Annotated in this window: 26 protein-coding genes (1 of these 26 only partly in view); 12 read left to right on the forward strand and 14 right to left on the reverse strand. The window is 68.7% G+C overall.

Annotated elements, in window-relative coordinates; genetic code table 11:
* A protein-coding gene (locus ACIA49_RS33970; protein WP_396382123.1) for an LLM class flavin-dependent oxidoreductase crosses the window boundary here: on the forward strand, positions 1-69 show its 3' end. It extends 1,164 nt beyond the left edge of the window; the window shows 69 of its 1,233 coding nt (coding positions 1,165-1,233); its start codon lies beyond the left edge, outside the window; its stop codon occupies positions 67-69.
* Positions 70-198: 129 nt separating this feature from the next.
* Here ACIA49_RS33970 and ACIA49_RS33975 read toward each other — a convergent pair whose 3' ends face one another.
* The 5 genes from ACIA49_RS33975 to ACIA49_RS33995 all read right to left on the reverse strand — a co-directional run bounded on the left by ACIA49_RS33975 (position 199) and on the right by ACIA49_RS33995 (position 4,067).
* Complete coding sequence (locus ACIA49_RS33975) at positions 199-1,149, reverse strand: potassium channel family protein (protein WP_396382376.1); 951 nt, start codon at positions 1,147-1,149, stop codon at positions 199-201.
* Entirely contained in the window at positions 1,121-2,233 is a 1,113-nt protein-coding gene (locus ACIA49_RS33980; protein ID WP_396382126.1) for a GNAT family N-acetyltransferase, read from the reverse strand. Before ACIA49_RS33980 ends, ACIA49_RS33975 begins: the two co-directional genes overlap by 29 nt.
* Positions 2,234-2,332: 99 nt before the next feature.
* Positions 2,333-2,737: a hypothetical protein gene (locus tag ACIA49_RS33985; protein ID WP_396382127.1), complete on the reverse strand. Its 405-nt coding sequence runs from the start codon at positions 2,735-2,737 to the stop codon at positions 2,333-2,335.
* Positions 2,738-2,753: 16 nt separating this feature from the next.
* Entirely contained in the window at positions 2,754-3,560 is an 807-nt protein-coding gene (locus ACIA49_RS33990) for a GNAT family N-acetyltransferase (RefSeq protein ID WP_396382130.1), read from the reverse strand.
* A gap of 12 nt (positions 3,561-3,572) precedes the next feature.
* Positions 3,573-4,067: a MarR family winged helix-turn-helix transcriptional regulator gene (locus ACIA49_RS33995; RefSeq protein ID WP_396382133.1), complete on the reverse strand. Its 495-nt coding sequence runs from the start codon at positions 4,065-4,067 to the stop codon at positions 3,573-3,575.
* An 82-nt stretch (positions 4,068-4,149) separates the two neighbouring features.
* On the opposite strand from ACIA49_RS33995, the gene ACIA49_RS34000 reads away from it, so the two are divergent.
* The 4 genes from ACIA49_RS34000 to ACIA49_RS34015 all read left to right on the forward strand — a co-directional run bounded on the left by ACIA49_RS34000 (position 4,150) and on the right by ACIA49_RS34015 (position 8,054).
* Positions 4,150-4,599, forward strand: coding sequence for a pyridoxamine 5'-phosphate oxidase family protein (locus ACIA49_RS34000; RefSeq protein WP_396382135.1), 450 nt, complete (start codon positions 4,150-4,152; stop codon positions 4,597-4,599).
* 28 nt (positions 4,600-4,627) lie between these two features.
* The gene (locus tag ACIA49_RS34005; protein ID WP_396382136.1) at positions 4,628-5,242 is read left to right on the forward strand and encodes a hypothetical protein; all 615 of its coding nucleotides are present in this window, start codon (positions 4,628-4,630) and stop codon (positions 5,240-5,242) included.
* A gap of 205 nt (positions 5,243-5,447) precedes the next feature.
* On the forward strand, positions 5,448-6,179 hold the full coding sequence (locus ACIA49_RS34010; RefSeq protein WP_396382139.1) for a hypothetical protein: 732 nt from the start codon (positions 5,448-5,450) through the stop codon (positions 6,177-6,179).
* Between the two features lie 93 nt (positions 6,180-6,272).
* Entirely contained in the window at positions 6,273-8,054 is a 1,782-nt protein-coding gene (locus ACIA49_RS34015; RefSeq protein WP_396382142.1) for a glycerophosphodiester phosphodiesterase family protein, read from the forward strand.
* A 35-nt stretch (positions 8,055-8,089) separates the two neighbouring features.
* Here ACIA49_RS34015 and ACIA49_RS34020 read toward each other — a convergent pair whose 3' ends face one another.
* The gene (locus tag ACIA49_RS34020) at positions 8,090-9,145 is read right to left on the reverse strand and encodes a glutamate--cysteine ligase (RefSeq protein ID WP_396382145.1); all 1,056 of its coding nucleotides are present in this window, start codon (positions 9,143-9,145) and stop codon (positions 8,090-8,092) included.
* A 42-nt stretch (positions 9,146-9,187) separates the two neighbouring features.
* On the opposite strand from ACIA49_RS34020, the gene ACIA49_RS34025 reads away from it, so the two are divergent.
* Both ACIA49_RS34025 and ACIA49_RS34030 read left to right on the forward strand, forming a co-directional pair.
* Positions 9,188-9,925, forward strand: coding sequence for a HipA family kinase (locus tag ACIA49_RS34025; protein ID WP_396382146.1), 738 nt, complete (start codon positions 9,188-9,190; stop codon positions 9,923-9,925).
* A complete protein-coding gene (locus ACIA49_RS34030; protein WP_391545872.1) occupies positions 9,922-10,305 on the forward strand; it encodes a DUF3037 domain-containing protein in 384 nt (127 codons plus the stop codon). The genes ACIA49_RS34025 and ACIA49_RS34030 overlap by 4 nt, the downstream gene beginning before the upstream one ends.
* Here ACIA49_RS34030 and pgm read toward each other — a convergent pair.
* Positions 10,302-11,927 carry a phosphoglucomutase (alpha-D-glucose-1,6-bisphosphate-dependent) gene (pgm, locus tag ACIA49_RS34035; protein ID WP_396382148.1) on the reverse strand — a complete coding sequence of 542 codons (1,626 nt, stop codon included), beginning with the start codon at positions 11,925-11,927 and terminating at the stop codon, positions 10,302-10,304. The two genes, ACIA49_RS34030 and pgm, sit on opposite strands and share 4 nt — an antisense overlap.
* 81 nt (positions 11,928-12,008) lie before the next feature.
* Between pgm and ACIA49_RS34040 the strand changes: the two genes are divergently transcribed.
* Positions 12,009-12,674, forward strand: a complete 666-nt coding sequence (locus ACIA49_RS34040) for a maleylpyruvate isomerase N-terminal domain-containing protein (RefSeq protein ID WP_396382150.1) — start codon at positions 12,009-12,011, stop codon at positions 12,672-12,674.
* Here the strand turns inward: ACIA49_RS34040 and ACIA49_RS34045 are convergent.
* The 4 genes from ACIA49_RS34045 to ACIA49_RS34060 are packed head-to-tail and all read right to left on the reverse strand — an operon-like array spanning position 12,663 to position 15,491.
* Positions 12,663-13,016 (reverse strand): MmcQ/YjbR family DNA-binding protein, encoded by a 354-nt coding sequence (locus ACIA49_RS34045; protein ID WP_396382153.1) that lies wholly within the window; start codon positions 13,014-13,016, stop codon positions 12,663-12,665. The genes ACIA49_RS34040 and ACIA49_RS34045 overlap by 12 nt on opposite strands.
* Positions 13,016-13,672, reverse strand: a complete 657-nt coding sequence (locus ACIA49_RS34050; protein WP_396382155.1) for a response regulator — start codon at positions 13,670-13,672, stop codon at positions 13,016-13,018. The genes ACIA49_RS34045 and ACIA49_RS34050 overlap by 1 nt, the downstream gene beginning before the upstream one ends.
* The gene (locus tag ACIA49_RS34055; protein ID WP_396382158.1) at positions 13,647-14,900 is read right to left on the reverse strand and encodes a histidine kinase; all 1,254 of its coding nucleotides are present in this window, start codon (positions 14,898-14,900) and stop codon (positions 13,647-13,649) included. The genes ACIA49_RS34050 and ACIA49_RS34055 overlap by 26 nt, the downstream gene beginning before the upstream one ends.
* A 12-nt stretch (positions 14,901-14,912) precedes the next feature.
* On the reverse strand, positions 14,913-15,491 hold the full coding sequence (locus tag ACIA49_RS34060) for a hypothetical protein (protein ID WP_396382161.1): 579 nt from the start codon (positions 15,489-15,491) through the stop codon (positions 14,913-14,915).
* Between the two features lie 186 nt (positions 15,492-15,677).
* Between ACIA49_RS34060 and ACIA49_RS34065 the strand changes: the two genes are divergently transcribed.
* Entirely contained in the window at positions 15,678-16,229 is a 552-nt protein-coding gene (locus tag ACIA49_RS34065; protein ID WP_396382163.1) for a hypothetical protein, read from the forward strand.
* A gap of 101 nt (positions 16,230-16,330) precedes the next feature.
* Here ACIA49_RS34065 and ACIA49_RS34070 read toward each other — a convergent pair whose 3' ends face one another.
* Positions 16,331-16,825 carry a hypothetical protein gene (locus tag ACIA49_RS34070; protein WP_396382164.1) on the reverse strand — a complete coding sequence of 165 codons (495 nt, stop codon included), beginning with the start codon at positions 16,823-16,825 and terminating at the stop codon, positions 16,331-16,333.
* Between the two features lie 187 nt (positions 16,826-17,012).
* On the opposite strand from ACIA49_RS34070, the gene ACIA49_RS34075 reads away from it, so the two are divergent.
* From ACIA49_RS34075 to ACIA49_RS34085, 3 genes are all read left to right on the forward strand, one after another.
* A complete protein-coding gene (locus ACIA49_RS34075) occupies positions 17,013-17,405 on the forward strand; it encodes an SRPBCC domain-containing protein (RefSeq protein WP_396382167.1) in 393 nt (130 codons plus the stop codon).
* A 66-nt stretch (positions 17,406-17,471) separates the two neighbouring features.
* The gene (locus ACIA49_RS34080; protein WP_396382168.1) at positions 17,472-17,960 is read left to right on the forward strand and encodes an FBP domain-containing protein; all 489 of its coding nucleotides are present in this window, start codon (positions 17,472-17,474) and stop codon (positions 17,958-17,960) included.
* Between the two features lie 57 nt (positions 17,961-18,017).
* Positions 18,018-18,266, forward strand: coding sequence for a hypothetical protein (locus tag ACIA49_RS34085; protein ID WP_396382170.1), 249 nt, complete (start codon positions 18,018-18,020; stop codon positions 18,264-18,266).
* 4 nt (positions 18,267-18,270) lie between these two features.
* On the opposite strand, the gene pyrE is transcribed toward ACIA49_RS34085, so the two are convergent.
* Both pyrE and ACIA49_RS34095 read right to left on the reverse strand, forming a co-directional pair.
* On the reverse strand, positions 18,271-18,798 hold the full coding sequence (pyrE, locus tag ACIA49_RS34090; protein WP_396382173.1) for an orotate phosphoribosyltransferase: 528 nt from the start codon (positions 18,796-18,798) through the stop codon (positions 18,271-18,273).
* Between the two features lie 9 nt (positions 18,799-18,807).
* Positions 18,808-20,043, reverse strand: a complete 1,236-nt coding sequence (locus ACIA49_RS34095; RefSeq protein ID WP_396382175.1) for an exonuclease domain-containing protein — start codon at positions 20,041-20,043, stop codon at positions 18,808-18,810.
* Positions 20,044-20,051: the final 8 nt, after the last annotated feature.

Raw genomic sequence — 20,051 nt, forward strand, 5'->3', positions numbered from 1 at the left:
GCACACCCCCCACCCCGCCATCCCCTTCGCCACCTAACCCCCGCCCCCGCCCCCGCCCCCGCCCCCTGAGCCCATTTGGTGGGTGCACCCATCAAATGGGAGGTTCCCACCCGGGAATTTCAGCGGGGAACCCCCTACCTGGTGGGTTCACCCACCAAACGCGAAGGGAGGAGGGGCGGCGGCGTACGGGGGGTGTGGCTAGTCGTCGTTGTCTTCGGCGCCGGGGCGCTCGGCCCAGGGGGTTTCCTTGGCGGGGCGGACGACGATGAGTTTGTCGCCGGCGGCGAGGACCGAGACGTTGGCGTCGTAGTAGCGGTGGACCTTGCCGTCGCGGACGACCGAGACGACGCGGTCGGGCAGGGCGGACGGGGGCTTGCCGACCTCGCGGCCGAGGACCGGGCGCTCGGCGACCTCGAGGCCCTCGCCGTAGGTGAGCAGGTCCTCCATCACCTCGCCCAGGTTCGGGCTGACCGCGGACAGACCGAGCAGCCGGCCGACCGCCTCCGACGAGGTGACGACCGCGTCGGCGCCGCTCTGCCGCAGCAGCGGCACGTTGTCCTCTTCGCGGACGGCGACCACGATGTGCGCGGTCGGGTTCAGTTGCCGCACGGCCAGCGTGACCAGTACGGCGGAGTCGTCGCGATCCGTGGTGACGATCACCTCGCGCGCCGACATCACCTCGGCCCGGCGCAGTACCGTGCGGTTCGTGGCGTCGCCGTGGAACGCGGCCATCTGATCGTTGCCCGCGTCACCGACCGCCTGGGCCCGCGGGTCGATCACGACGATGTTGTCGCGCTTGACCCCGTTGCTGAGCAGGGTCTGCACCGCAGACCGGCCCTTGGTTCCGTAGCCAACCACCACGACGTGGTCCTTCATCCGCTTCCTCCATCGGGTGTCGCGCATGACACGGCGACCTTCGTTGGCCAGGACTTCCAGTGTCGTACCGACCAGGACCACCAGGAAGGAGATGCGCAGTGGTGTGACGACGAAGGCGTTCACCAGCCGGGCCGTCGGCGTCACCGGAGTGATGTCGCCGTACCCGGTGGTGGTGAGGGTGACGGTGGCGTAGTAGATGCTGTCGATCAGGCCGACAGTGCCGTCGTAACTGTCCTTGTAGCCGTCACGGTCGACCACCACGATCAGCACCATCACGGTCAACAGCGCCAGCGCTACCAGCAACCGGGTGAAGAGCTGAAAGAGCGGCGAGCGTGTGCTCGCGGGCAGGTTGACCAGTAGGCCGTGCGGATTGCGACCGGGCAGGGATGACACGGGATCGACCATATTGCACCGGCGCCTGATCCACTGCATGCGACAGGCTCTCGTGAGACAGCGCGACAGTGACCATCAGGTTGTCGCCGTCGTGAACGACCCGGGTCCGCATCCGCAGACCCTCGATCGTGCGCAGCATCGCCGCGTTCTCCGGCTGGACGACACAGACGGCCCGATCGGCACCCAGATCACGCGCCGCACCGATCACCTGGCGCAGCAACTGGGCTCCCAGCCCACGTCCCTGCCAGCCGTCCTCGACGAGCACCGCGACCTCCATCGCCGTACCGCCGAGCTCTTCCCACGGAGCAGCCGTAGCCATCCCGACCACGGAACCGCCGATCGACGCGACGACCGAGACCCCACCGGCGGGCGCGGACAGGTGTCGTGCCGTACGGGTGGTCAGCTTCGGCATCGGCACGTGATAGCGCCGGGTGCGGCTCTCATGCGAGCAGCGCTCATGCATGGCGACGACAGCCTCGGCGTCCTCGACCGATGCACGACGCAATTCCGGTACGCCGCTGCCGGGCCGCGGGCCGTCGATCACCGGCTCCTGCAACCGCTCAGCCAGGCGGCCCGCGATCTCGACCAGGACATCGGCCCGGGCCCACTCGGCCGGCGTGTACTCACCGAACCCCTGCAGGGTCCCGAGCTCGTCATCGACCGACAGCGGATCTTCCACCAGCCGCAGAACGGCCCGCAGATACCGCGTCGGAGCATCACTCAGTACGTCGGCCTGACACGGCTTGACCGTGGTCCGGACACAGCCGGCCTCGGTGACCAGAGCGGTCAGGTCCTCGGCGGACCAGCCCACTCCGGTGGACACGACCAGCTCGTCGACAGCACCGGTTTCGGCGGTGAAGACTTCCAGGCTCAGGATGTTGATGTCGTCCGCACCACACCGTGCAGCGAGTTCGGCCAGTGCACCGGGCCGGTCGGCGAGTTCGGTCCTGATCTTCCAGAGCATGCGGACGCCCTCCCTCGTGGAGCTTCGTCCCTCTACTCTGCGGGCGACCTGTTGCCTCGCCGGGTCGCGAATGTTACGTCCGCGTCAACGCACGCCCGGTCAGCGGCGACGGACCACCTTCGGCAGGCGGGCGCCGATCCGCGGCCGACGGGCCGCCTTGGCCGCGGCCAGCTGGTCGGCCGACTCCCGCTTGTCCAGGTCCGCATGCCGCAACAGCTCCGGGTACGCCGCCTGCGGCACCGCCGGGTAGGTCGTCACGATCGCGTCGCCGGAGAAGACGAAGAAGATCGCCTGACCGTCCTTCATCACCTTCAGCAGCGATCCCTCGCGCACGGTCAGCGCGTGTTCGAGCGCCTTCTTCCGCGCGGTCCGCCGGGCCACCGCCGCCTGCATCGCCTGCTGGGCCGGTTCACGGCCGTGCTTGACCGCTTCGACGACGAGCGGTCCGTAGCGCACGCCGTACTTGATCAAGTTCTTGGCCAATTGGCCTTTCCCAGCCGCCATACGTCGAGCCTACTGGTCAACCGGTGGGACGCCACAGGTACAGGACGGTGACTGCGACCGGCCGGAGCCCGAGACGAGCCAGAATGCCGCGACTGTCGGGCGAAGCGTCGACCTGCAGATAGCGGTAGCCGCGCTCGGCCGCCAGCGCGCGCCGGTAGGCCACCTGGGCGCGGTAGATCCCCTGCCCCCGGTACGCCGGCAACGTCGACCCGCCCCAGAGGGAGGCGAACTCCGTCCCGGTGTGGAACCGGATCCAGGAGGCGCAGACGACCTGCTCATCGGTCTCCGCGACCAGTACGACGGCCGGGTCGGCGTCGGCCATGTCGGCGGTGAGCGCGTCGGGAAGCCAAGCATGGGAGTGGCCCCACACCTCCTCCTCCATCGCCTGGATCCGCTCGAGATCGGCGCGCGACGTCACCTCCCGCAGCCGGACGCCGTCGGGCAGCACGGCCTCCCGAGGCAGGTCGGCCACGTCACCGATCAGCACGCACTCAGGCTCGTCCGGCGCCAGCCCGGCCTTGGTCAGCCGCTCCGGCAGGTCTTCAGGCAGCTCGTGGGTGTAGTACTTCCACTCGAACTTCTTGCCCAGCCCCGCGAAGTACTCGACCTGCTGCGTGATCAGCGCGTCCAGCTCGGCTCCGTCGAGACCACCGAGATCCGCGGACGTGATGAACCCCTCGCCCGACAAGCCGATCTTGCGGACCAGCGGTCCGACCTGCTCGATCGTCCAGCCGTCACTGGCGCGCACCGGTCGCGACCGGATCTGTTCGTCGTATGCGGCCCGCAACGCGAGTGCCTGGTCCGAGGTGTCGAGAGGAATCACCAGGCCAGTACATCAAGCCTGTGCCTCGACGTGGGTCAGGACCCGGCGCAGGAGGTCGTTGAGGGTCGCCCGGTCTTTGGCCGGGAGCGCGCCACCGACCATCTCCTGGTGGATGGCGACCATCTGGTCGGCGAAGCGGTGGTGCAGGACCTGGCCCTTGTCGGTGAGGTCGACCTGGATCTGGGCGCGGTTGCCTGGCTGGACCGTCCGGGTGAGGTAGCCGCCGGACTCCAACCGGCTGAGGCGCGAGGTCATGCTGCCCGCGGTGATGTGGAACAGCCGGGCCAGCTGGCCAGGAGTGCAGTCGGCGGGCTCCAGGTGGGCGAGGCGCAGGATCACCTCGCAGTCGGCGAGCGACAACCCCTCGCGGGCCGCGACCGCTCGCTGGCCCTCCTCGTGCCGGCGGGCGAGCTCGATGATCCGGTAGAGCACCCCCTCGACCACCGGATCGGCCTGGTCGTGCCCGGCCAGGTGGTGGTCGAGCTCGGTCTCGACGGAATCGGTCACGACATCCTCCTTGACAGCCATAGACTTTGATAGTCAAACTCTTGGCTAAGCAAAGTCTATGTCACTGAAGAGGAGTAGTCGAATGCCTGGTCCGATGAGCACCCCCGGCCGCGAGGCCTTCCTGGCGTCGTCGCACGTCGCGATCCTGTCCGTCGCCGGCGCGGACGGGCGGCCGCCGCTCGCGTCGCCGGTCTTCTACCACTACGAGCCCGGCGGCGACCTAACCTTCTTCACCAACACCCTGGGTCGCAAGACCCGTAAGGCCGAACTGATCGAGGCCGCCGGCGCCTTGACCATGACCGTGCAGACCGAAGAGATGCCCTACAAGTACGTCACTGTCGAAGGCGCCGTCGTGAGCACCGGACCGGCGACTCCGGAAGAGATGAAGAAGATCGCCCAGCGCTACATGCCGGCCGAGTACGCCGAGGGCTTCGTGCAGAACGAGTTCGCTCACCCGGACTCCGCGCCCATGCTCTACACCGTTCGGCCGACGAAGTGGTTCAGCAGCGACTTGTCCGCGGAGCCCGCTTGAGATGCGAGGGTTTCCGGCGTCAGGCACCATGGAGGCCGTGAGCTCCCCCAATCCGCGCCGCCCGATCCTGCCCGGCAACAAGCTGTTCGAGTCGTTGCCCGGTGCTGCCGACCCGGCGGTCGTGACCGAAGTCGCGCACCGGACCGCCGAGTTGCTGGTGCGTGGAGTGCGGTCGTCCGAGGACGCCGAGGTACACGCGCGGGTTGTGAAGCTGGCCGACGACTACGGTCTCGACGAGCTTGCCGAACTATGGTCCGACGCACCGTCGGATTCGTTGCCTGGTGCGCTGTGGCGGCTGTACCTGCTGCGTTCCTGGGTGCACTCGAACGCCGACCAGGTGTCGCGCGAGTTCGCCACCGGCCGCAAGTACGCCGAAGTGCACGCCGTGGTCGCCGGTGTCGCCGAGCCGCCCGGACCGACCGAGGTGCGGGACATGGTCGACGCCGTACTGCGGGGTGTCGCGACCGGGGATTTCGCCACCACGCTGGATCGGGCGGCCGCGTTCGCGCGGATCATCGCGACCGGCCGGGCGCATCTGGCCGACGACGGCCACGATCAGGTGCTGTCGGCCTCCAAGCTGCTCGAGATGGCCGATCAGCTGCAGACGTCGGCGCGCGCCGAACGCGCCGGACAACTCTGGTAGTTGCGTGTCGCGCCACCAGGTGTTATGGCATTCCGTACGCCGGATCCTCAACAGGACAAGGGGTTTGGGCACCGGTTACACTGTTCGAGGTGTCGGGCCGGTGCAAGCCCCGGGTCCCAAATAAAGCCGCTACGAGCGGCCACGCGCCGTGAGGCGCTTCCCGGTCCGGCACCCTTAAACCTCTCCGGTGCTAGCTTCCCGGGTCGTGAGGCATATCGCAGCGGTGATTGTCGCGGCAGGACTGGTCCTGACCGGCTGTTCGACCGTCAAATCCAAGGACATCCGCACCAGCGGCATGTCGGCCGGCTTCGTGGTGACGGTCGACGACAACGAGCAGCGGGCCGTGGCCACCGCGTCGCTGCGGTCGGGCACACTGACGTACGTCGACCTCGGTGACGGCGAGTCGATCAGCGTCACCGGCTCCGGCGCTCCGCAGCAGCTGCGCCGGCAGAAGTCGCTCGGCACCATCAACTACACCAGCCGCCTGAACGACGTCCTGAACGCCGGCACCGAGATCACCTTCGCGCTCCAGCGCGACAGCGCGAACGAGTCGGCGCCGAAGTCGACGGTCGCCCTCCCCGAGCGCGTCCACCTCACCGCGCCGACGAACAGCACGACGTACTCGCGGCAACAGCCGGTTCCGATCCGGTTCGAGACCGCCCCGACCGATCAGCAGACGATCCTCAGCTGGTCCGGCTCGTGCGTGACCCAGGGCCGGATGATCCTGACCCCCGGAGCGAGTTCGACCGTGATCCCGGCCGGCATGCTGAAGGCGAACACCACCACCACCAGCGCGTCACCCGGGCAGGCCGCGACGCGCTGCTCGGTCGAGATCACGCTGACCCGCGAGGTCGAGGGCAGGCTGGACCCGGCCTTCAAGGACGGCAGCGTCAGGGCCCAGGCGGTGTCGAAGCGCTCGATCGTCTCAACTCCGTAAACGCTTGACGGTTACCTGTCGGCCTTTTGTCGGTTACCTTCCCCAGAGACTCTCGGGGCATCCGCCCACCATCCCCCGGAAGGAACCTCTCTCATGCACCGCCTTCCCCGTGTGCTGCTGCCGCTCGCCCTGGTCGGTGGCCTGCTACTGCCGGCCGCGCCGGCCGACGCCCACCGCGGCAGCTTCGACATCCAGGGCCACCGCGGCGGCCTCGGCCTGACCGTCGAGTCCACGATCGCGTCGTTCTCCCACGGCCTCGAGCTGGGCGTGAGCACGCTCGAGCTCGACGTCCAGATCACCCAGGACGGGTACGCCGTGGTCACCCACGACCGCAAGGTCACCGGGACCAAGTGCCGCGACACCGCGCCGTACACGCCGAACGACCCGGAGTACCCGTACGTCGGCAAGTACATCAACACGCTCAGCCTGAAGCAGGTCAAGCAGCTCGACTGCGGTTCGCTGCCGCAGGCGGAGTTCCCGCAGCAGCAGCCGGACCCGGGCGCGACGATGCCTGAGCTGCGCGAGGTCTTCGCGCTCGTGCATCGCTACCGCGCCGACGACGTGAAGTTGAACATCGAGACCAAGGTCGAGGCCGGCGCACCGAGCGAGACCGCGCCGCGCGAGCAGTTCGTCCAGGTCGTCGCGCAGGAGATCCGCAAGGCCCGGATCGGCCGCCAGGTGACGATCCAGAGCTTCGACTGGGGTTCGCTGATGCGGATGCGTCAGGTCGCGCCCGAGCTGCCGCTGGTCGCGTTGACCAACTACGACTTCCTGCAGACCGGCCAGCCGGGCAAGTCGCCGTGGCTGGGCGGTCTCGACATCGACGACTTCGGCGGTGACCTGGTCAAGGCGGCCAAGTCCTTCGGTGCGTCGGCGATCTCGCCCGTGCACGGATTTCCCCAAGGTGGCAAGGTTTCCGATCCGGGCTACCAGCCCTACGTCACCACGGAGATGGTGAGGTCGGCACACAAGGCCGGGATGAAGGTGATCCCGTGGACGGTCGACGACCCGGCCACGATGCAGTCCCTGATCGACAAGGGGGTCGACGGGATCATCACGGACTACCCGGACCGCCTGCGCTCCGTCGTACGGGAGAACGGGTTCCGGCTGCCACGCCAGTACGACGCCCCCGCCGTACGGGCGTTGCCTGCGGCGCACGCGCACAACGACTACGAGCACCGGCGGCCGTTGCAGGATGCGCTGGACCGTGGGTTCAACAGCGTCGAGGCCGACGTCTGGCTGATCGACGGCGAGCTCCGGGTCGCGCACGACGAGCAGGACGCCAAGCCGGGCCGCACCCTGGAGAGCCTGTACCTGAAGCCGCTGGCCGATCGGGTCCGCGCGAACCACGGTCAGGTCTATCAGCACGGTCGTGACTTCCAGTTGCTGATCGACATCAAGAGCGACGGACCGTCGACGTACGCGGCGGTGGACACGGCGCTGCGCAAGTACCGCGGGATCAGCACGATCTTCGCGCACGGCCGGGTCCTCAAGGGCGCGGTCACCTCGGTGATCAGCGGCAACCGCCCGCTCGACGTCCTCAAGGCCCAGAAGATCCGGTACGCCGGGTACGACGGCCGGCTGAGTGACCTGAACTCGGGGATGCCCGCGTCGCTGATGCCGTTGGTCAGCGACAACTGGAGCAACAACTTCACCTGGCGAGGGGACGGCCCGATGCCGATCGCCGAGCAGGCCAAGCTCCGCGAGATCGTCCTGACCGCCCACCATGCCGGCTACCGGGTTCGCTTCTGGGAGACCCCGGACGCCCGCGGCGCTGCTCGCGACGCCCTCTGGTCAGAGCTGGCTGCGGCCGGGGTGGATCACCTCAACACCGACGACCTGCACGGCCTCGAAGACTTCCTTCGGAACCGGTAGACCCTGAATCGGCTGGGGTGAGCGTCGCGCTCACCTCAGCCGGTGATCTCTGTGAGGGCAACTACGTCGCCGCCGCCGCGGAACATCTGCTGCTGCCGCATCGCGCCGTTGCCCTCGGAGAGCGCTCGCTCGATCCCCTCGGTCACGAGATCTTCGTCACCCAGCTCCTGCAGCGCGGGACCGACGTACTGGGTCAGTTTCGTCAGCAGCTCGGCCACTGGCAGCAACTCCCCCGTCGCCACGTCGACCGAGCCACCGGTCAGCCCGTCGCGGGCGGCCAGCCAGTAGCCCGCCCGCAGGATCTCGGGCTGCACTGTCGGTCCCTGACCGCCATCAGCGAGCGCTGTCATCACCAGAGCGCGGCTGAGCGTTGCGTGCAGCACGGTCTCGTCGACAGTCATCGGTACGTCGCTCACCCGCACCTCGATCGTGGGTAAGTGGCTGGACGGTCGCACATCCCAATAGATCATCTGCTCGTCCATGACCGTCCCGGTCGCGATGTGCATCGCGATCAGTGCCTCGTAGTGGTCCACCGATTCCAGGTACGGCGGCGGTCCGGCACTCGGCCAGCGCGACCACATCAACCACCGCCAGCTCGCGAACCCGGTGTCCTGGCCGAGGTAGACCGGCGAGTTGGACGTCAGCGCCAGCAGCGAAGGCAGCCACGGCCGCAGGTAGTTGGAAACCCGGAGAGCGCTCTCTAGGTCGGGAACATCGACATGCACGTGGCAACCGCACACCCCCTGCTCCCGCGCGAGCAGCCCGTACCGCTCGGCCATCTCCCGGTACCGCGGCTTCCTGGTCACCAACTGAGCAGCCTCACCAGCAGGCGGTACGGCGATCGCCAGCAACCGCGCGCCCTCGCCATGCGCCGCGGCCGCGAGTTCGGCGCGCATGCTGGTGAGGTGCCGATGCAGCTCGGTCGCGGAGTCGCAGACCGGACTGTTCAGCTCGACCTGGGCGCGGGTGAGCTCGAGCGTGACGTCGAGGTCGGGCAGCTCGTCGACGACGGCCTGGCTACGGGGCAACGGGTCGCCGGTGGCGGATACCAGCAGAAGTTCTTCTTCGACGCCGATGGACGGATGCTTCACCCGAGGCCGGTACCCGTGGAGAAACGGGTTAGGCTCGGCGCCGTGAGTCTGCCAGTGGTCACCGCAACCCGGTACGTGCTGCCGTTGCGGGAGGGTGGATCGTTGCCCGGTGTTGTCGAGGGCAACGATCTCGGAACGTACGTGATCAAGTTCCACGGCGCCGGCCAGGGGCCGAAGGCGCTGGTGGCCGAGGTGATCGTCGGGGAGTTGTTCCGGCGGCTCGGCCTGCGGGTGCCCGAGCTGAAGCTGATCATGCTCGATCCGGTGATCGGCAAGTCGGAGCCCGACTACGAGGTGCAGACGCTGCTCACCAACAGCGCCGGCCTGAACCTGGCCGTCGACTTCCTGCCCGGCTCTTTCGGGTACGACGGTTCAGCCGGCAACCCTGGTGACGAGGGCATGGCCAAGATCCTCTGGCTGGACGCGTTCGTCGCGAACGTGGACCGGTCGTGGCGCAACACCAACCTGCTGGTCTGGCACAAACAGCTCTGGCTGATCGACCACGGTGCCGCGCTGTACTTCCACCACTCGTGGATGTCGGCGGAGAAGTTCGCCACCCTCGCGTACGACGCCGATGACCACGTGTTCGCGGTCGCGGCGCCCGGCGTACCGGCTGTTGTGGAGGAGTTGGCCGCAGCGATCACGCCCGAGCTCCTCACCGAGGTGATCGCTCTGGTTCCCGACGAGTGGCTCGGAGAGGGCGACAGAGAGCGCTATCTCGGGCATCTCCTCGCACGGCTGGAGCATCGGGCCGCTTGGCAGCCAGGTGGTGCGGCATGAGCGACCTGGTGCCGTTCGACTACGTGATCCTGCGCGCCGCGCCGCGCATCCAGCGCGGCGAGTTCGTGAACGTCGGCGCGGTCCTGTACTGCCGAGGGCTCGACTTCCTCGGCGCGGCCTGGGACGTCGAGCCGACCCGGCTCCGCGCGCTCGATCCGGCAGTCGACGTGGACGTCGTCTGCGCCTCACTCGAGCACATCCGCGCGATCTGCGCGGGCGACCCGGTGGGCGGACCCGCGGCAACGACCCGGATCGGCGAACGCTTCCGGTGGCTGGCAGCGCCCCGCAGTACCGTCGTCCATCCGAGTCCGATCCACAGCGGGCTCACCAACGCGCCCGCCGCGGATCTGGACCGGTTGTTAGAGGCCTTCGTCCGTTAGCTGTCGAGGGCCTTCGAGACGACGTCGCGGGCCTCGGTGAAGACCTCTTCGAGGTGCTCGGCGCCCTTGAAGGACTCTCCGTAGATCTTGTAGAGGTCCTCGGTCCCGGACGGCCGCGCGGCGAACCACGCGGACTCGGTCGTCACCTTGAGCCCACCGATCGCGGCGCCGTTGCCCGGTGCGCTGGTCAGCCGGTCGACGATCGGCTCACCGGCCAGCTCGGTCGCCGTGACCGCATCGGCCGACAGCGCGGACAGCTTGGCCTTCTGATCGCGGGTCGCCGGAGCGTCCACGCGGCTGTACGCCGATGCTCCGAACCGCTCGACGAGTTTCGCGTGGGCCTGGGACGGCGTCTCGCCGGTGACCGCGGTAATCTCGCTGGCCAGCAGCGCGAGCAGGATCCCGTCCTTGTCCGTCGTCCAGACCGTGCCGTCGAAGCGCAGGAAGCTCGCGCCCGCGGACTCCTCACCACCGAACCCGACCGACCCGTCGATCAGACCGGGCACGAACCACTTGAACCCGACCGGTACCTCCCACAGCCGGCGGCCGAGATCGCCGACCACGCGGTCGATCAGCGACGACGACACCAGCGTCTTGCCGACCGCGACCTCGGGGCCCCAGCTCCGGTTCGCGAACAGGTAGGAGATGGCCGCCGCCAGATAGTGGTTCGGGTTCATCAGGCCCGCGTCGGGCGTGACGATGCCGTGCCGGTCCGAATCCGCATCGTTGCCGGTCGCGACGTCGTACCGGTCCTTCTGGGCGACCAGGGAGGCCATCGCGTACGGCGAGGAGCAGTCCATCCGGATCTTGCCGTCGTGGTCCAGCGTCATGAACGACCAGGCCGGGTCGAGCCGCGGGTTCACCACGGTCAGGTCGAGGCGGTGCCGCTCGGCGATCGCGGCCCAGTAGTCGACGCTCGCGCCACCGAGCGGGTCGGCGCCGATCCTGACGCCGGCCTCGCGGATCGCATCCAGGTTGAGCACGGACGGCAGGTCATCGACGTAGTGACCGAGGAAGTCGTAGGAACCGGCGTGCTGCCGCGCCTGCTCGAAGGGCTTGCGGCTGACCTCGCGGTTGCCGCCCGCGATCAGCTCGTTGGCGCGGTTGGCGATCCAGCCGGTCGCGTCGGAGTCGGCCGGGCCACCGTGCGGCGGGTTGTACTTGATGCCGCCGTCGCGCGGCGGGTTGTGCGACGGAGTGATGACGATGCCGTCCGCACCGGCGCCCGCGCCACGGTTCAGCCGCAGGATCGCGTGTGAGACGCCCGGAGTCGGCGTGAGGCGGTCCTCGCTGTCGACCAGCGTCTGTACGTCGTTCCCCGCGAGCACCTCGAGGACGGTGCGCCAGGCCGGCTCGGACAGGCCGTGGCTGTCGCGGCCGACCAGGAGCGGGCCGTTGGTCCCCTCACCGGCCCGGTACTCACAGATCGCCTGGGTGATCGCCAGGATGTGGGCCTCGTTGAAGGCGCCGTCCAGACTCGAGCCACGGTGGCCCGACGTACCGAAGACGACCTTCTGGGCGGGGTTCTCGACGTCCGGCGTGATGCCGTCGTACGCCGCGAGCAGGGCGGTGACGTCGACGAGATCGCCGGGCTGGGCGGGCTGGCCTGCGCGTGGGTGCATGACCACATGCAAGCACACGATCCGCCCGGTGTGTGTCGATCTCGCCTACGCTCGTTCGTCAGGTGCAGAAAGGAGGTCGTGATGAACCCGACAACCAGTGCCACTCTGTACGCCGATGCTCGCGCGCGGATCACCACCGCGGTCCGTGATCTCGGGGCGGCCGACCTGCAACGGCTGGTGCCGGCCTGCCCGGAGTGGACCGTGCACAACCTGGTCTCGCATCTCGCCGGCGGTGCCGCGGACTTCGTCGCGGGCAACCTCGAGGGCGCACCTCGGCCGCCGTGGACCGCCGTCCAGGTCGACGCCCGCCGCGACCGGTCGATCGGCGGTGTGCTCGACGAGTGGGCCACGACCGGCCGCCAGCTCGAGGAGCTCATCCTGAGCGGCACGACCGCGCACCCGATGATCTGCAACCCGTACGTCGACGCCGGCACCCACGAGGCGGACCTGCACGGGGTCCTCGGCATCGGCCGCCCGCCGCGGGAGGTCTGGCTCGCGACCATCGACTGGATCGTGGACGAGTCCGGGCCGTTGACCGTGACGACATCGGACGGCGTGTTCTACGTCTCTGGTGACGGGCCGGTGGCCGCGGTCGAGACTTCGTCGTACGAGCTGTTCCGTGCGCTGTTCGGTCGCCGGAGTGCCGCTCAGATCGAGTCCTGGGCGTGGAGCACGCCGGAACACGCAGCTGCCTGGAGTGCTGAGCTGCCGCGTCTCCCTCAGACGCCACAGGACCTAGCTGATTAAGTCGGTCAGAGACTTCGGTGCGACCTGCCTGAACGCGTTCTCGACCAGGTCCGCCAGGTGCTCCCAGTCGACGGTATCCACGTCCAGGTAGACCCCGAGCCAGCCGCGATGACCGACGTACGGCGGGCGGTAGAAGTGCTCGGGGTCCTCGGCCACCAGCGACTCCTGCACGCCTGCCGGGGCCGCGCACCACAGACCGACCCGGTCGTCGTGGTGCTGGTTCGCGAACATCACGAACACCTTCTTGTCCCGCACGAACCACGTGGGCTCACCGTGGCTCAACCGCTCGGTCGTCTCCGGCAGCGCCAGACACAGCGCTCGCAGCCGCTCCAGGACGTCCATCAGTGCCTCGGCCCTGGGACCACGACGCCCGACTCGTAGGCGTACACAACTGCCTGAGCGCGGTCCCGGAGATCCAGCTTGGCCAGGATGTTGCTCACGTGGGTCTTCACGGTCTGCTCGGCGAGCACCAGCTCTGCCGCGATCTGCCGGTTGGACAGCCCACGCGCAACCAGCCGCAGTACGTCGGCCTCACGCGGCGTGAGGCGGTCCGGAGTGGTCCTGGTGACTGGCTGGGAACGGGCGAAGTCCTCGACCAGCCGCCGGGTCACCGAGGGCGCCAGCAACGCGTCACCGGCCGCGACCACCCGCACTGCGCCGGCGAGCTCATCCGGTGTCGAGTGCTTCAGGAGGAATCCACTCGCTCCGGCGCGCAGAGCGGCGTACACGTAGTCATCCAGATCGAAGGTGGTCAGCATGATGACGCGCGGTGCATCCGGTGCCGCCAGGATTGCGCGGGCCGCGGCCAGTCCGTCCATGACCGGCATCCGCACGTCCATCAGGATCACGTCCGGGCTCAGCTCGGCGGCCGCCGTGATCGCCTGGGCGCCGTCACCGGCCTGACCGACCACCTCGATATCGGGCTGCGCGTTCAGCAACGCACCGAAGCCGGCCCGAACCATGTCCTGGTCGTCAACGACGAGTACGCGAATCGTCACCAGCCACCTCCGCCCGCATCGGTATCGCGACCTCGACCAGGTAACCACCATCCGAGGTCTTGCCGGCCGTCATCCGGCCGTCGACCAACTCGACACGCTCCCGCATGCCGACCAGGCCGTGTCCGCTCCCCACCGCGATCGGTGCACCGGTTCCAGGACGGTTCGCCACCTGGACGACGAGCGCATTCGCGGACCGGCCCACCACGACACGTACCGGCGCCCCGGGGGCATGCCGGACCGCATTGCTCAAGGCCTCCTGCACCACCCGGTACGCCGTCAGCTGTACCGCGGGGTCGACATCTGCGACGGACCCGCCTTTCAGCCGTACGTCGGCACCGGCCTGCCGAGCGCTGTCGATGAGCTCGGGGATCTGTGCGAGGCCCGGCTGCGGTTCGAGCTCGGGCTGCGGCTCGTCATCACGGAGGAGCCGCAGTACTCGACGCATCTCGGTCAAGGACGCCCGAGCCGCCTCACCGATCTCGGCGAACTCCTTCTGCACCTCGTCCGACACAGCGGTCAAACGATGCGGGGCGCTGTCCGCCCGTACGACGACCACAGACAGGTGGTGAGCGACCACGTCATGAAGCTCGCGGGCGATCCGGGCACGCTCCTGGAGGCGGGCTCGCTCACCACGTTCGGTCTCGCTAATGACCTCTTGTTCGGCCAGCCGCCGGCCGGCCTCGGCGCGCGACCGCAGCAGGTCGCCCAGTACGGCGCCGACCGCCGACACGATCGCCATCACGATGCCGGAGGCGAAGTTGGTGGTGGACAGTGCCCAGGCCGGGATGTAGAAGACCACGCTCAGCACCTGGGCGACCAGCCACCAGCGGACGAGCCGGCGTCTGGGCATCCCGCGGGCGCCGGCGATGGCGAGGATGGCGGCGTACCCGAAGACAGCCGTTGCCGCCCACGGCCACGGCTCACTCGAGCTGATCGCGTCACCCAGCAACGCCGAGACCACCGTCGTCACCAGCGCGATCCGCAACGCTGCCCGAGGGCGCGACCAGGCCAGCGCCAGGCTGAGTCCCCGGGCCAGGCCGAGGACCAACGCCAACGGTCCGGGCGCGATGGTGAAGCCGAACAATTCGCCCAGGGCGCCGTCGCCCAAGGTGTAGTGCTGGTAGAGATCGAGCGCCGACAGCCCAGCCAGTACGACGACGCCCGCGAGGGCGACCCAGCTCCACCTACCGCGTGGCCAGGCGCCGAGGGGTTGCTGCTCAGCGGTCACGAACGGACTCTTTCACAGCTGCTGGATCCACGACCAGAAGAACAGCATGCCGCCGGCGCAGAACAGGATCGTTGCCGGAAGCACCCACTTGGCCGAGGTCACGCCGTACACCCGGCGGATCAGCGCGCGGTGCAGCAGGCTGATGCCCCGTAGGACGAGCGGGATCAGCACGATGATCGGGATCGCGACCGCCGCGTGCACCGCCCAGGCGCCGGTCCGGGTCGGGCCGCCCCACGTGCCGGGCCCGTACGGGCCGTGCTCGACGAGACCGTAGAACGGGCCACGCACGATCGACGTCACGAACAGGAGCAGCAGGAACCAGCTCATCAGGCCCATCACCGCGCTCGCGAGTCCGGTTCCGAACACGGTCAGCCCGCGGGCCGCCGTACCGTCTTGTTTCTGGAGGTCAGGGTGCAGCCGCTGCCAGCGGGCGCTCGCGTCATCGGGGCGGCCGATGATCGCGTCGGCCATCGCCTGGATGCCGACCGGAGCGAGCCGGAGGGTGCAGCCGATCTGCCGGACCATCCGGCCGGCGTGCGCGGACGGCCGCGGCAGGGGCCGGATCCGGTGATTGACAAGCGTTTGTGTCATGTCGTCGAGCCTAGGAATTCGCGGCCTCCGGGACCTCCAGCCAGGGAGCCAACTCCGGACCGGTACCCCGGTAGGGGGTCGAATGTGACCTAGGTCACAGTGACCACGGTCCGTGCCATCGCGTTACACGGTCAGTGCCGAACGACGTTCTGCGTCGGCGGCGCGCGGCCAGAGTGGAGGTTCGGCATGCGCATTCGGAGTTTGTCAGTTCCCGCGGTTCTCGTCCCGGTGATGATCCTCGCCGGTTGCGGTAGCGAGGCGACGTCCAACGTCGCCGCTTCGTCCCCGGGCGCTCAGAAGGTGTCCAAACAAGGTCTCACCGAGCAGGTCAGCGGGCCCGCGGTCGGCTCGGCCGACCCCGTCGTCAACGCGTACTACGACTACCGCGGCGGGCTCGACGAGATGATGCAGAGCGGCGGTGTCCAGACCGCGCAGCTCAAACCATTGATGACGACGAAGCTGTTCCAGTCGATCAGCGTCCAGGCGAAGTACTACCGGACCAAGAAGCTGCGCAACACCGGCGTCACCACCGTCGTGTGGGCCAAGCGCACGCTCGCCTCCAACGGCGTCATCGTGACCGCTTGCTACGACACCACCGCCGCCCGCACCGTGGACGCCGCCGGCCGTTCGGTCCTCCCGGCCGGCACTCCCACGCGCTGGCTCGACCACATGCGCGTCCAGCAGCAGAACTCCCGCTGGATCGTCGACGGCGGCAGCACCGCGCCGACCTCCTGCTAGTCACTCAGACCTTCGGTTCGCCGCCACACGGCACACCTCGCGGTCCGAAGCCAGCGGCGCGGAGACGCCCCTCTCCGCGCCGCTTCACTTCCGCCGGCGTCCTACTGGTGGCGGACCATCTGCCGAAGGAGGGCTTCGACGGCGCCATGCAGGTCGGCGTCGTGCTGCGGACCCGACCAGACGACAACGCAGCCCTTGTCGCCGAGCCTGTCCGCGATGAGTTCACGGGCCGGGGTCGGGTCGCCTTGATTCAGTACGACGATCAGCCGCCGCCCGTCGCGTTGCAGCCGATCGAGCAGCGGCGGCAACGTGGACCCGCGGAACACCCCCGGATCGCTCTTCACCTTGGTCTCGACCATCACTCCACGCCCGCGGACGACGAGCAGGAAGTCCGCCCGGTCCCGGGTGAACTCGCGGTCGTGATAGATCCGGGCCTTCGGCCAGAGCCGCTGCAGCGCGGCATCGACGTCCGCGTCGTACCGCTCGGCCAACCGGCTCACCCGCGAGCTCGTCCCGCGCGGCCGGAAGCCGTGCGACTGCTTTCGGGCGCGCCCGAACAGCGGCGGCAGCCATCGCTTAAGTTTCGTGTCGATCATCGGCGGACCCCTCGACCTAGCCGGCACTTATGGTGCAGTGTCCCCAGGTGAACGCGCCGCCGAACCCGGCCACGCCAATCGTGACCGCACTGCCATCCAACGGCACTAACCTTGATCTGGACCACCTCGTGGTCCGCCCCGGTCGGCGTCCCCTCGATCACGCCGCTCCAGCGAAAGGTGCTCTGGTTTGCCCACCTGGAAACTGCATTTCAAGTCCGGACCGAGCGACGTCTACCGCGCCCTGAGCACGCCGGGCGGCCGCTCCCGGTACTGGGCCGACGCGCCCGAGACCGACGGAACGATCCACTTCGCCTTCCCGGCCGGCCACACCACCGACGCCCGGATCGAGGAAGCGATCCAGGACCGCCGGTACCGGTTCACCTGGTACACCGACCGCACCCTCACCTTCGACCTCATCCCCGACGACGCCGGCGGAACCGACCTCACCGTCACCAGTTCGACCGGCCCGCACCTGGCCGGCGACATCTCGGTGCTGCTGCGGCTGAAGGCCTGGGTCGACTTCGGCGTCGACCTCCGCAACCACGACGACACCCGGAGCGCGGGCTACCTGGACAGCTGATGCCTTCGGCAACCATCTCGGGTATTTCGGTTGCGGCCGGTGCCCGCGAACAGCTCTGATGGAGGCGTGGAACCGCTCAGCATCGACGAGATCAGAGGCTCGTTCGTCAACTCGACGCGCAGCCTGGTGAAGGCGATGACGCCGCCGCCAAAGTTCACCGACCTCCCGTGGGAGTCACTCGACTTCCTCGGCTGGCGGGACCCCAAGGCGCCCAACCGCGGCTACCTCGTCGTACGGCGTACCGAGGGGGTGACCGGGATCGCCCTCAACACCCAGGCGACCACCAAGCCCCGCCGCGGCACCGGCCTCTGCGACCTCTGCACCACCGCCCACCAGGTCACCGACGTCGCCCTCTTCGCCGCCCGCCGCGCCGGCACCGCGGGTCGCGAAGGCAACACGGTCGGCACCTACATCTGCGCCGACCTGGCCTGCTCGCTCTACCTGCGCGGCCTGCGCGACCCCGAGGTCCCCCAAGGCGAAACGATCGCCCCCGAACTCCGCATCGAGCGCCTCACCACCCGCCTCGACACCTTCGTCACGCGCGTCCTTGCCTGACAGCGGGTCCCCGGCCCTAGGCTGGTGCCCGCAACCGCCGGGCACGAAGGGAATCGCATGACGGAGTTCAGGATCACCCACGACATCCACGAGGCACACCCGGACATCCGTGAGCGACTCACCGCCACCACCATCGAGGCGATCAACGAGTCCAGCGCCCGCTCGGCCGAAGACGCCGCCCGGGTCCTCCTGCACAAACTCGCCGAGATCGGCGTCCACATGAGCGAACCCGCCTGCCTGGCCGCCGTCGAACGCATCCGCTCCGGCAAACAACTCCGCTTCGAAATCGAACCAGCCGACGACTGACCGATCACCCGGCAGTGGGGACGAGGTCGGCCGGTCTGAGGAGCGGGTGCAGCGTCAGGCCGGCCTCGGTCAAGGGTTCCGGCGTGGTGGGGTTGCGGTTGATCACGCACATCGCGTGGTTGATCTCGGCGCCTGCCGCGCGTAGCTCGTGGGTGGACAGGACGATCTGACCGCCGGTCGTGACGACGTCCTCGACGATCGTCACGCGTCGGCCTGCCACGTCCGCGCCCTCGGCCAGCCGTTTCGTGCCGTACTCCTTGGCCTTCTTGCGGACGAAGGCGCACGGCAGGCCGGTGTGGCGGCTCAGCGCGGTCACCACGGGGATGCCGCCCATCTCGAGCCCGGCCAGCACCTCGGTGTCGGGCGGGACCAGGGCGACCATCGCGGCAGTGAGCTCGTCGAGCAGCACCGGGTCGGCCTCGAACCGGTACTTGTCGAAGTACTCCCCGGTCGTCTGCCCTGACCGCAGCAGGAACTCTCCGGTCAAGTGCGCAGTCTGATAAACCCGTCGCCCCAGCTCAGCAATCTCCACGCCCGCACCCTAACTCGCATGCTGCTGTCTCTCCTCGGCCGGCAGCAGCCGCCGGAACGCGTCCACGGAGATGATCGGTACGCCGAACTCCCGGGCCGCGCGTGCCTTCACCGACAGGCTGTCCGGGTCCGCGGCCACCACGAAGGTCGTGTCCGGCCGGACCGCCTCCTGCGGCGCGAACCCGGCAGCGACCGCCCGATCCCACCACACCTCGCGGGACTCGATCATGTCGCCGGTGAACACCAGCGTGCTTCCCGCCGGGAACCCGCTCGCCCCGGGCCGTGGCGGAACGACGTACTGGCCGGAGCTTGCCCTCAGCAACGCATCGTCCACATCGGACTCCAGATACCCGAGCATCACTGCGACCTTGTCGAGATCGCTGCGGCGCTCCGGCGTGATCCCACCGGCTGCCCACGACCCCTCGGCCAGCCCGGAAACGTAGTCACAGTGGAGATCCTGGACCTGCAACCGCGTCAGCCCGAGCTCCGTCGCGACCTGCACCAACTGGTCGGCGTCGGTCGCGGTGATCTCGCGGTTCGCCAGGATGCCGTCGAGCAGCGCCAGATACGAGTCAGCTTGTGGCGGCTCCGGCACCCGCGGCAGCTGGTCGACGAGTCGACTCATCCACCCGTGCCGGCCACCGGCGTGCACCGGCCTCACCGTCGGCGTGAACTCCTCCTGAGGCAGCGTTGGCCAGCGCCAGCCGCGCAGCTCTTCATACGCCCACTGCCAGGGCGGCGGGGACGGAAACTCCTGGAGATAATGACCGAACAGCTCAGCCGTCGCCCGGGTGTCGGCCAGCGCCGAGTGCCATCCCTCGAGCGAAATCCCAGCTGCCGCACAGCACGCACCCAGCGTCCGTTTAGCCCCCGGATACAGATGTCCGGCCAGCGCCATCGTGCACATCGATCGCTCGGTGATCAACGGCACCATGTAGCCGAGCCGCGCGAACTCCGCCCGCAGGAACCCGAGGTCGAACTCGACGTTGTGCCCGACAACCATCCGCCCGGCCAGCAGCTCACCCAGCCGTCGCGCCACCGCACCGAACTCCGGCGCATCCAGCACGTCGGCAGTGAGAATCCCGTGGATGTGTTGAGGCCCCAGGTCGCGCTGCGGATTCAGCAGCGTGACCCACTCGTCCTCGACCTGGCCGCGTTCGTCCAGCAGGACAACGGCGATCTCGATCACGCGGTGCCGATGGCTCGGCAACAGACCGGTCGTCTCGGTGTCGATCACGGCATACATGCGGGCCT

The organism is Kribbella sp. NPDC051587, assembly GCF_044453945.1.
Lineage (GTDB): Bacteria > Actinomycetota > Actinomycetes > Propionibacteriales > Kribbellaceae > Kribbella.

What these genes read in the sequence shown, in the direction of transcription:
- ACIA49_RS33975 (WP_396382376.1), bottom strand. Translation starts at nt 1,149, where the DNA reads ATGGTGCTGATCGTGGTGGTCGACCGTGACGGCTACAAGGACAGTTAC.
- ACIA49_RS33980 (WP_396382126.1), bottom strand. Translation starts at nt 2,233, where the DNA reads ATGCTCTGGAAGATCAGGACCGAACTCGCCGACCGGCCCGGTGCACTG.
- ACIA49_RS33985 (WP_396382127.1), bottom strand. Translation starts at nt 2,737, where the DNA reads ATGGCGGCTGGGAAAGGCCAATTGGCCAAGAACTTGATCAAGTACGGC.
- ACIA49_RS34000 (WP_396382135.1), top strand. Translation starts at nt 4,150, where the DNA reads ATGCCTGGTCCGATGAGCACCCCCGGCCGCGAGGCCTTCCTGGCGTCG.
- ACIA49_RS34005 (WP_396382136.1), top strand. Translation starts at nt 4,628, where the DNA reads ATGGAGGCCGTGAGCTCCCCCAATCCGCGCCGCCCGATCCTGCCCGGC.
- ACIA49_RS34015 (WP_396382142.1), top strand. Translation starts at nt 6,273, where the DNA reads ATGCACCGCCTTCCCCGTGTGCTGCTGCCGCTCGCCCTGGTCGGTGGC.
- ACIA49_RS34030 (WP_391545872.1), top strand. Translation starts at nt 9,922, where the DNA reads ATGAGCGACCTGGTGCCGTTCGACTACGTGATCCTGCGCGCCGCGCCG.
- pgm (WP_396382148.1), bottom strand. Translation starts at nt 11,927, where the DNA reads ATGCACCCACGCGCAGGCCAGCCCGCCCAGCCCGGCGATCTCGTCGAC.
- ACIA49_RS34040 (WP_396382150.1), top strand. Translation starts at nt 12,009, where the DNA reads ATGAACCCGACAACCAGTGCCACTCTGTACGCCGATGCTCGCGCGCGG.
- ACIA49_RS34045 (WP_396382153.1), bottom strand. Translation starts at nt 13,016, where the DNA reads ATGGACGTCCTGGAGCGGCTGCGAGCGCTGTGTCTGGCGCTGCCGGAG.
- ACIA49_RS34060 (WP_396382161.1), bottom strand. Translation starts at nt 15,491, where the DNA reads ATGACACAAACGCTTGTCAATCACCGGATCCGGCCCCTGCCGCGGCCG.
- ACIA49_RS34065 (WP_396382163.1), top strand. Translation starts at nt 15,678, where the DNA reads ATGCGCATTCGGAGTTTGTCAGTTCCCGCGGTTCTCGTCCCGGTGATG.
- ACIA49_RS34070 (WP_396382164.1), bottom strand. Translation starts at nt 16,825, where the DNA reads ATGATCGACACGAAACTTAAGCGATGGCTGCCGCCGCTGTTCGGGCGC.
- ACIA49_RS34085 (WP_396382170.1), top strand. Translation starts at nt 18,018, where the DNA reads ATGACGGAGTTCAGGATCACCCACGACATCCACGAGGCACACCCGGAC.
- ACIA49_RS34095 (WP_396382175.1), bottom strand. Translation starts at nt 20,043, where the DNA reads ATGTATGCCGTGATCGACACCGAGACGACCGGTCTGTTGCCGAGCCAT.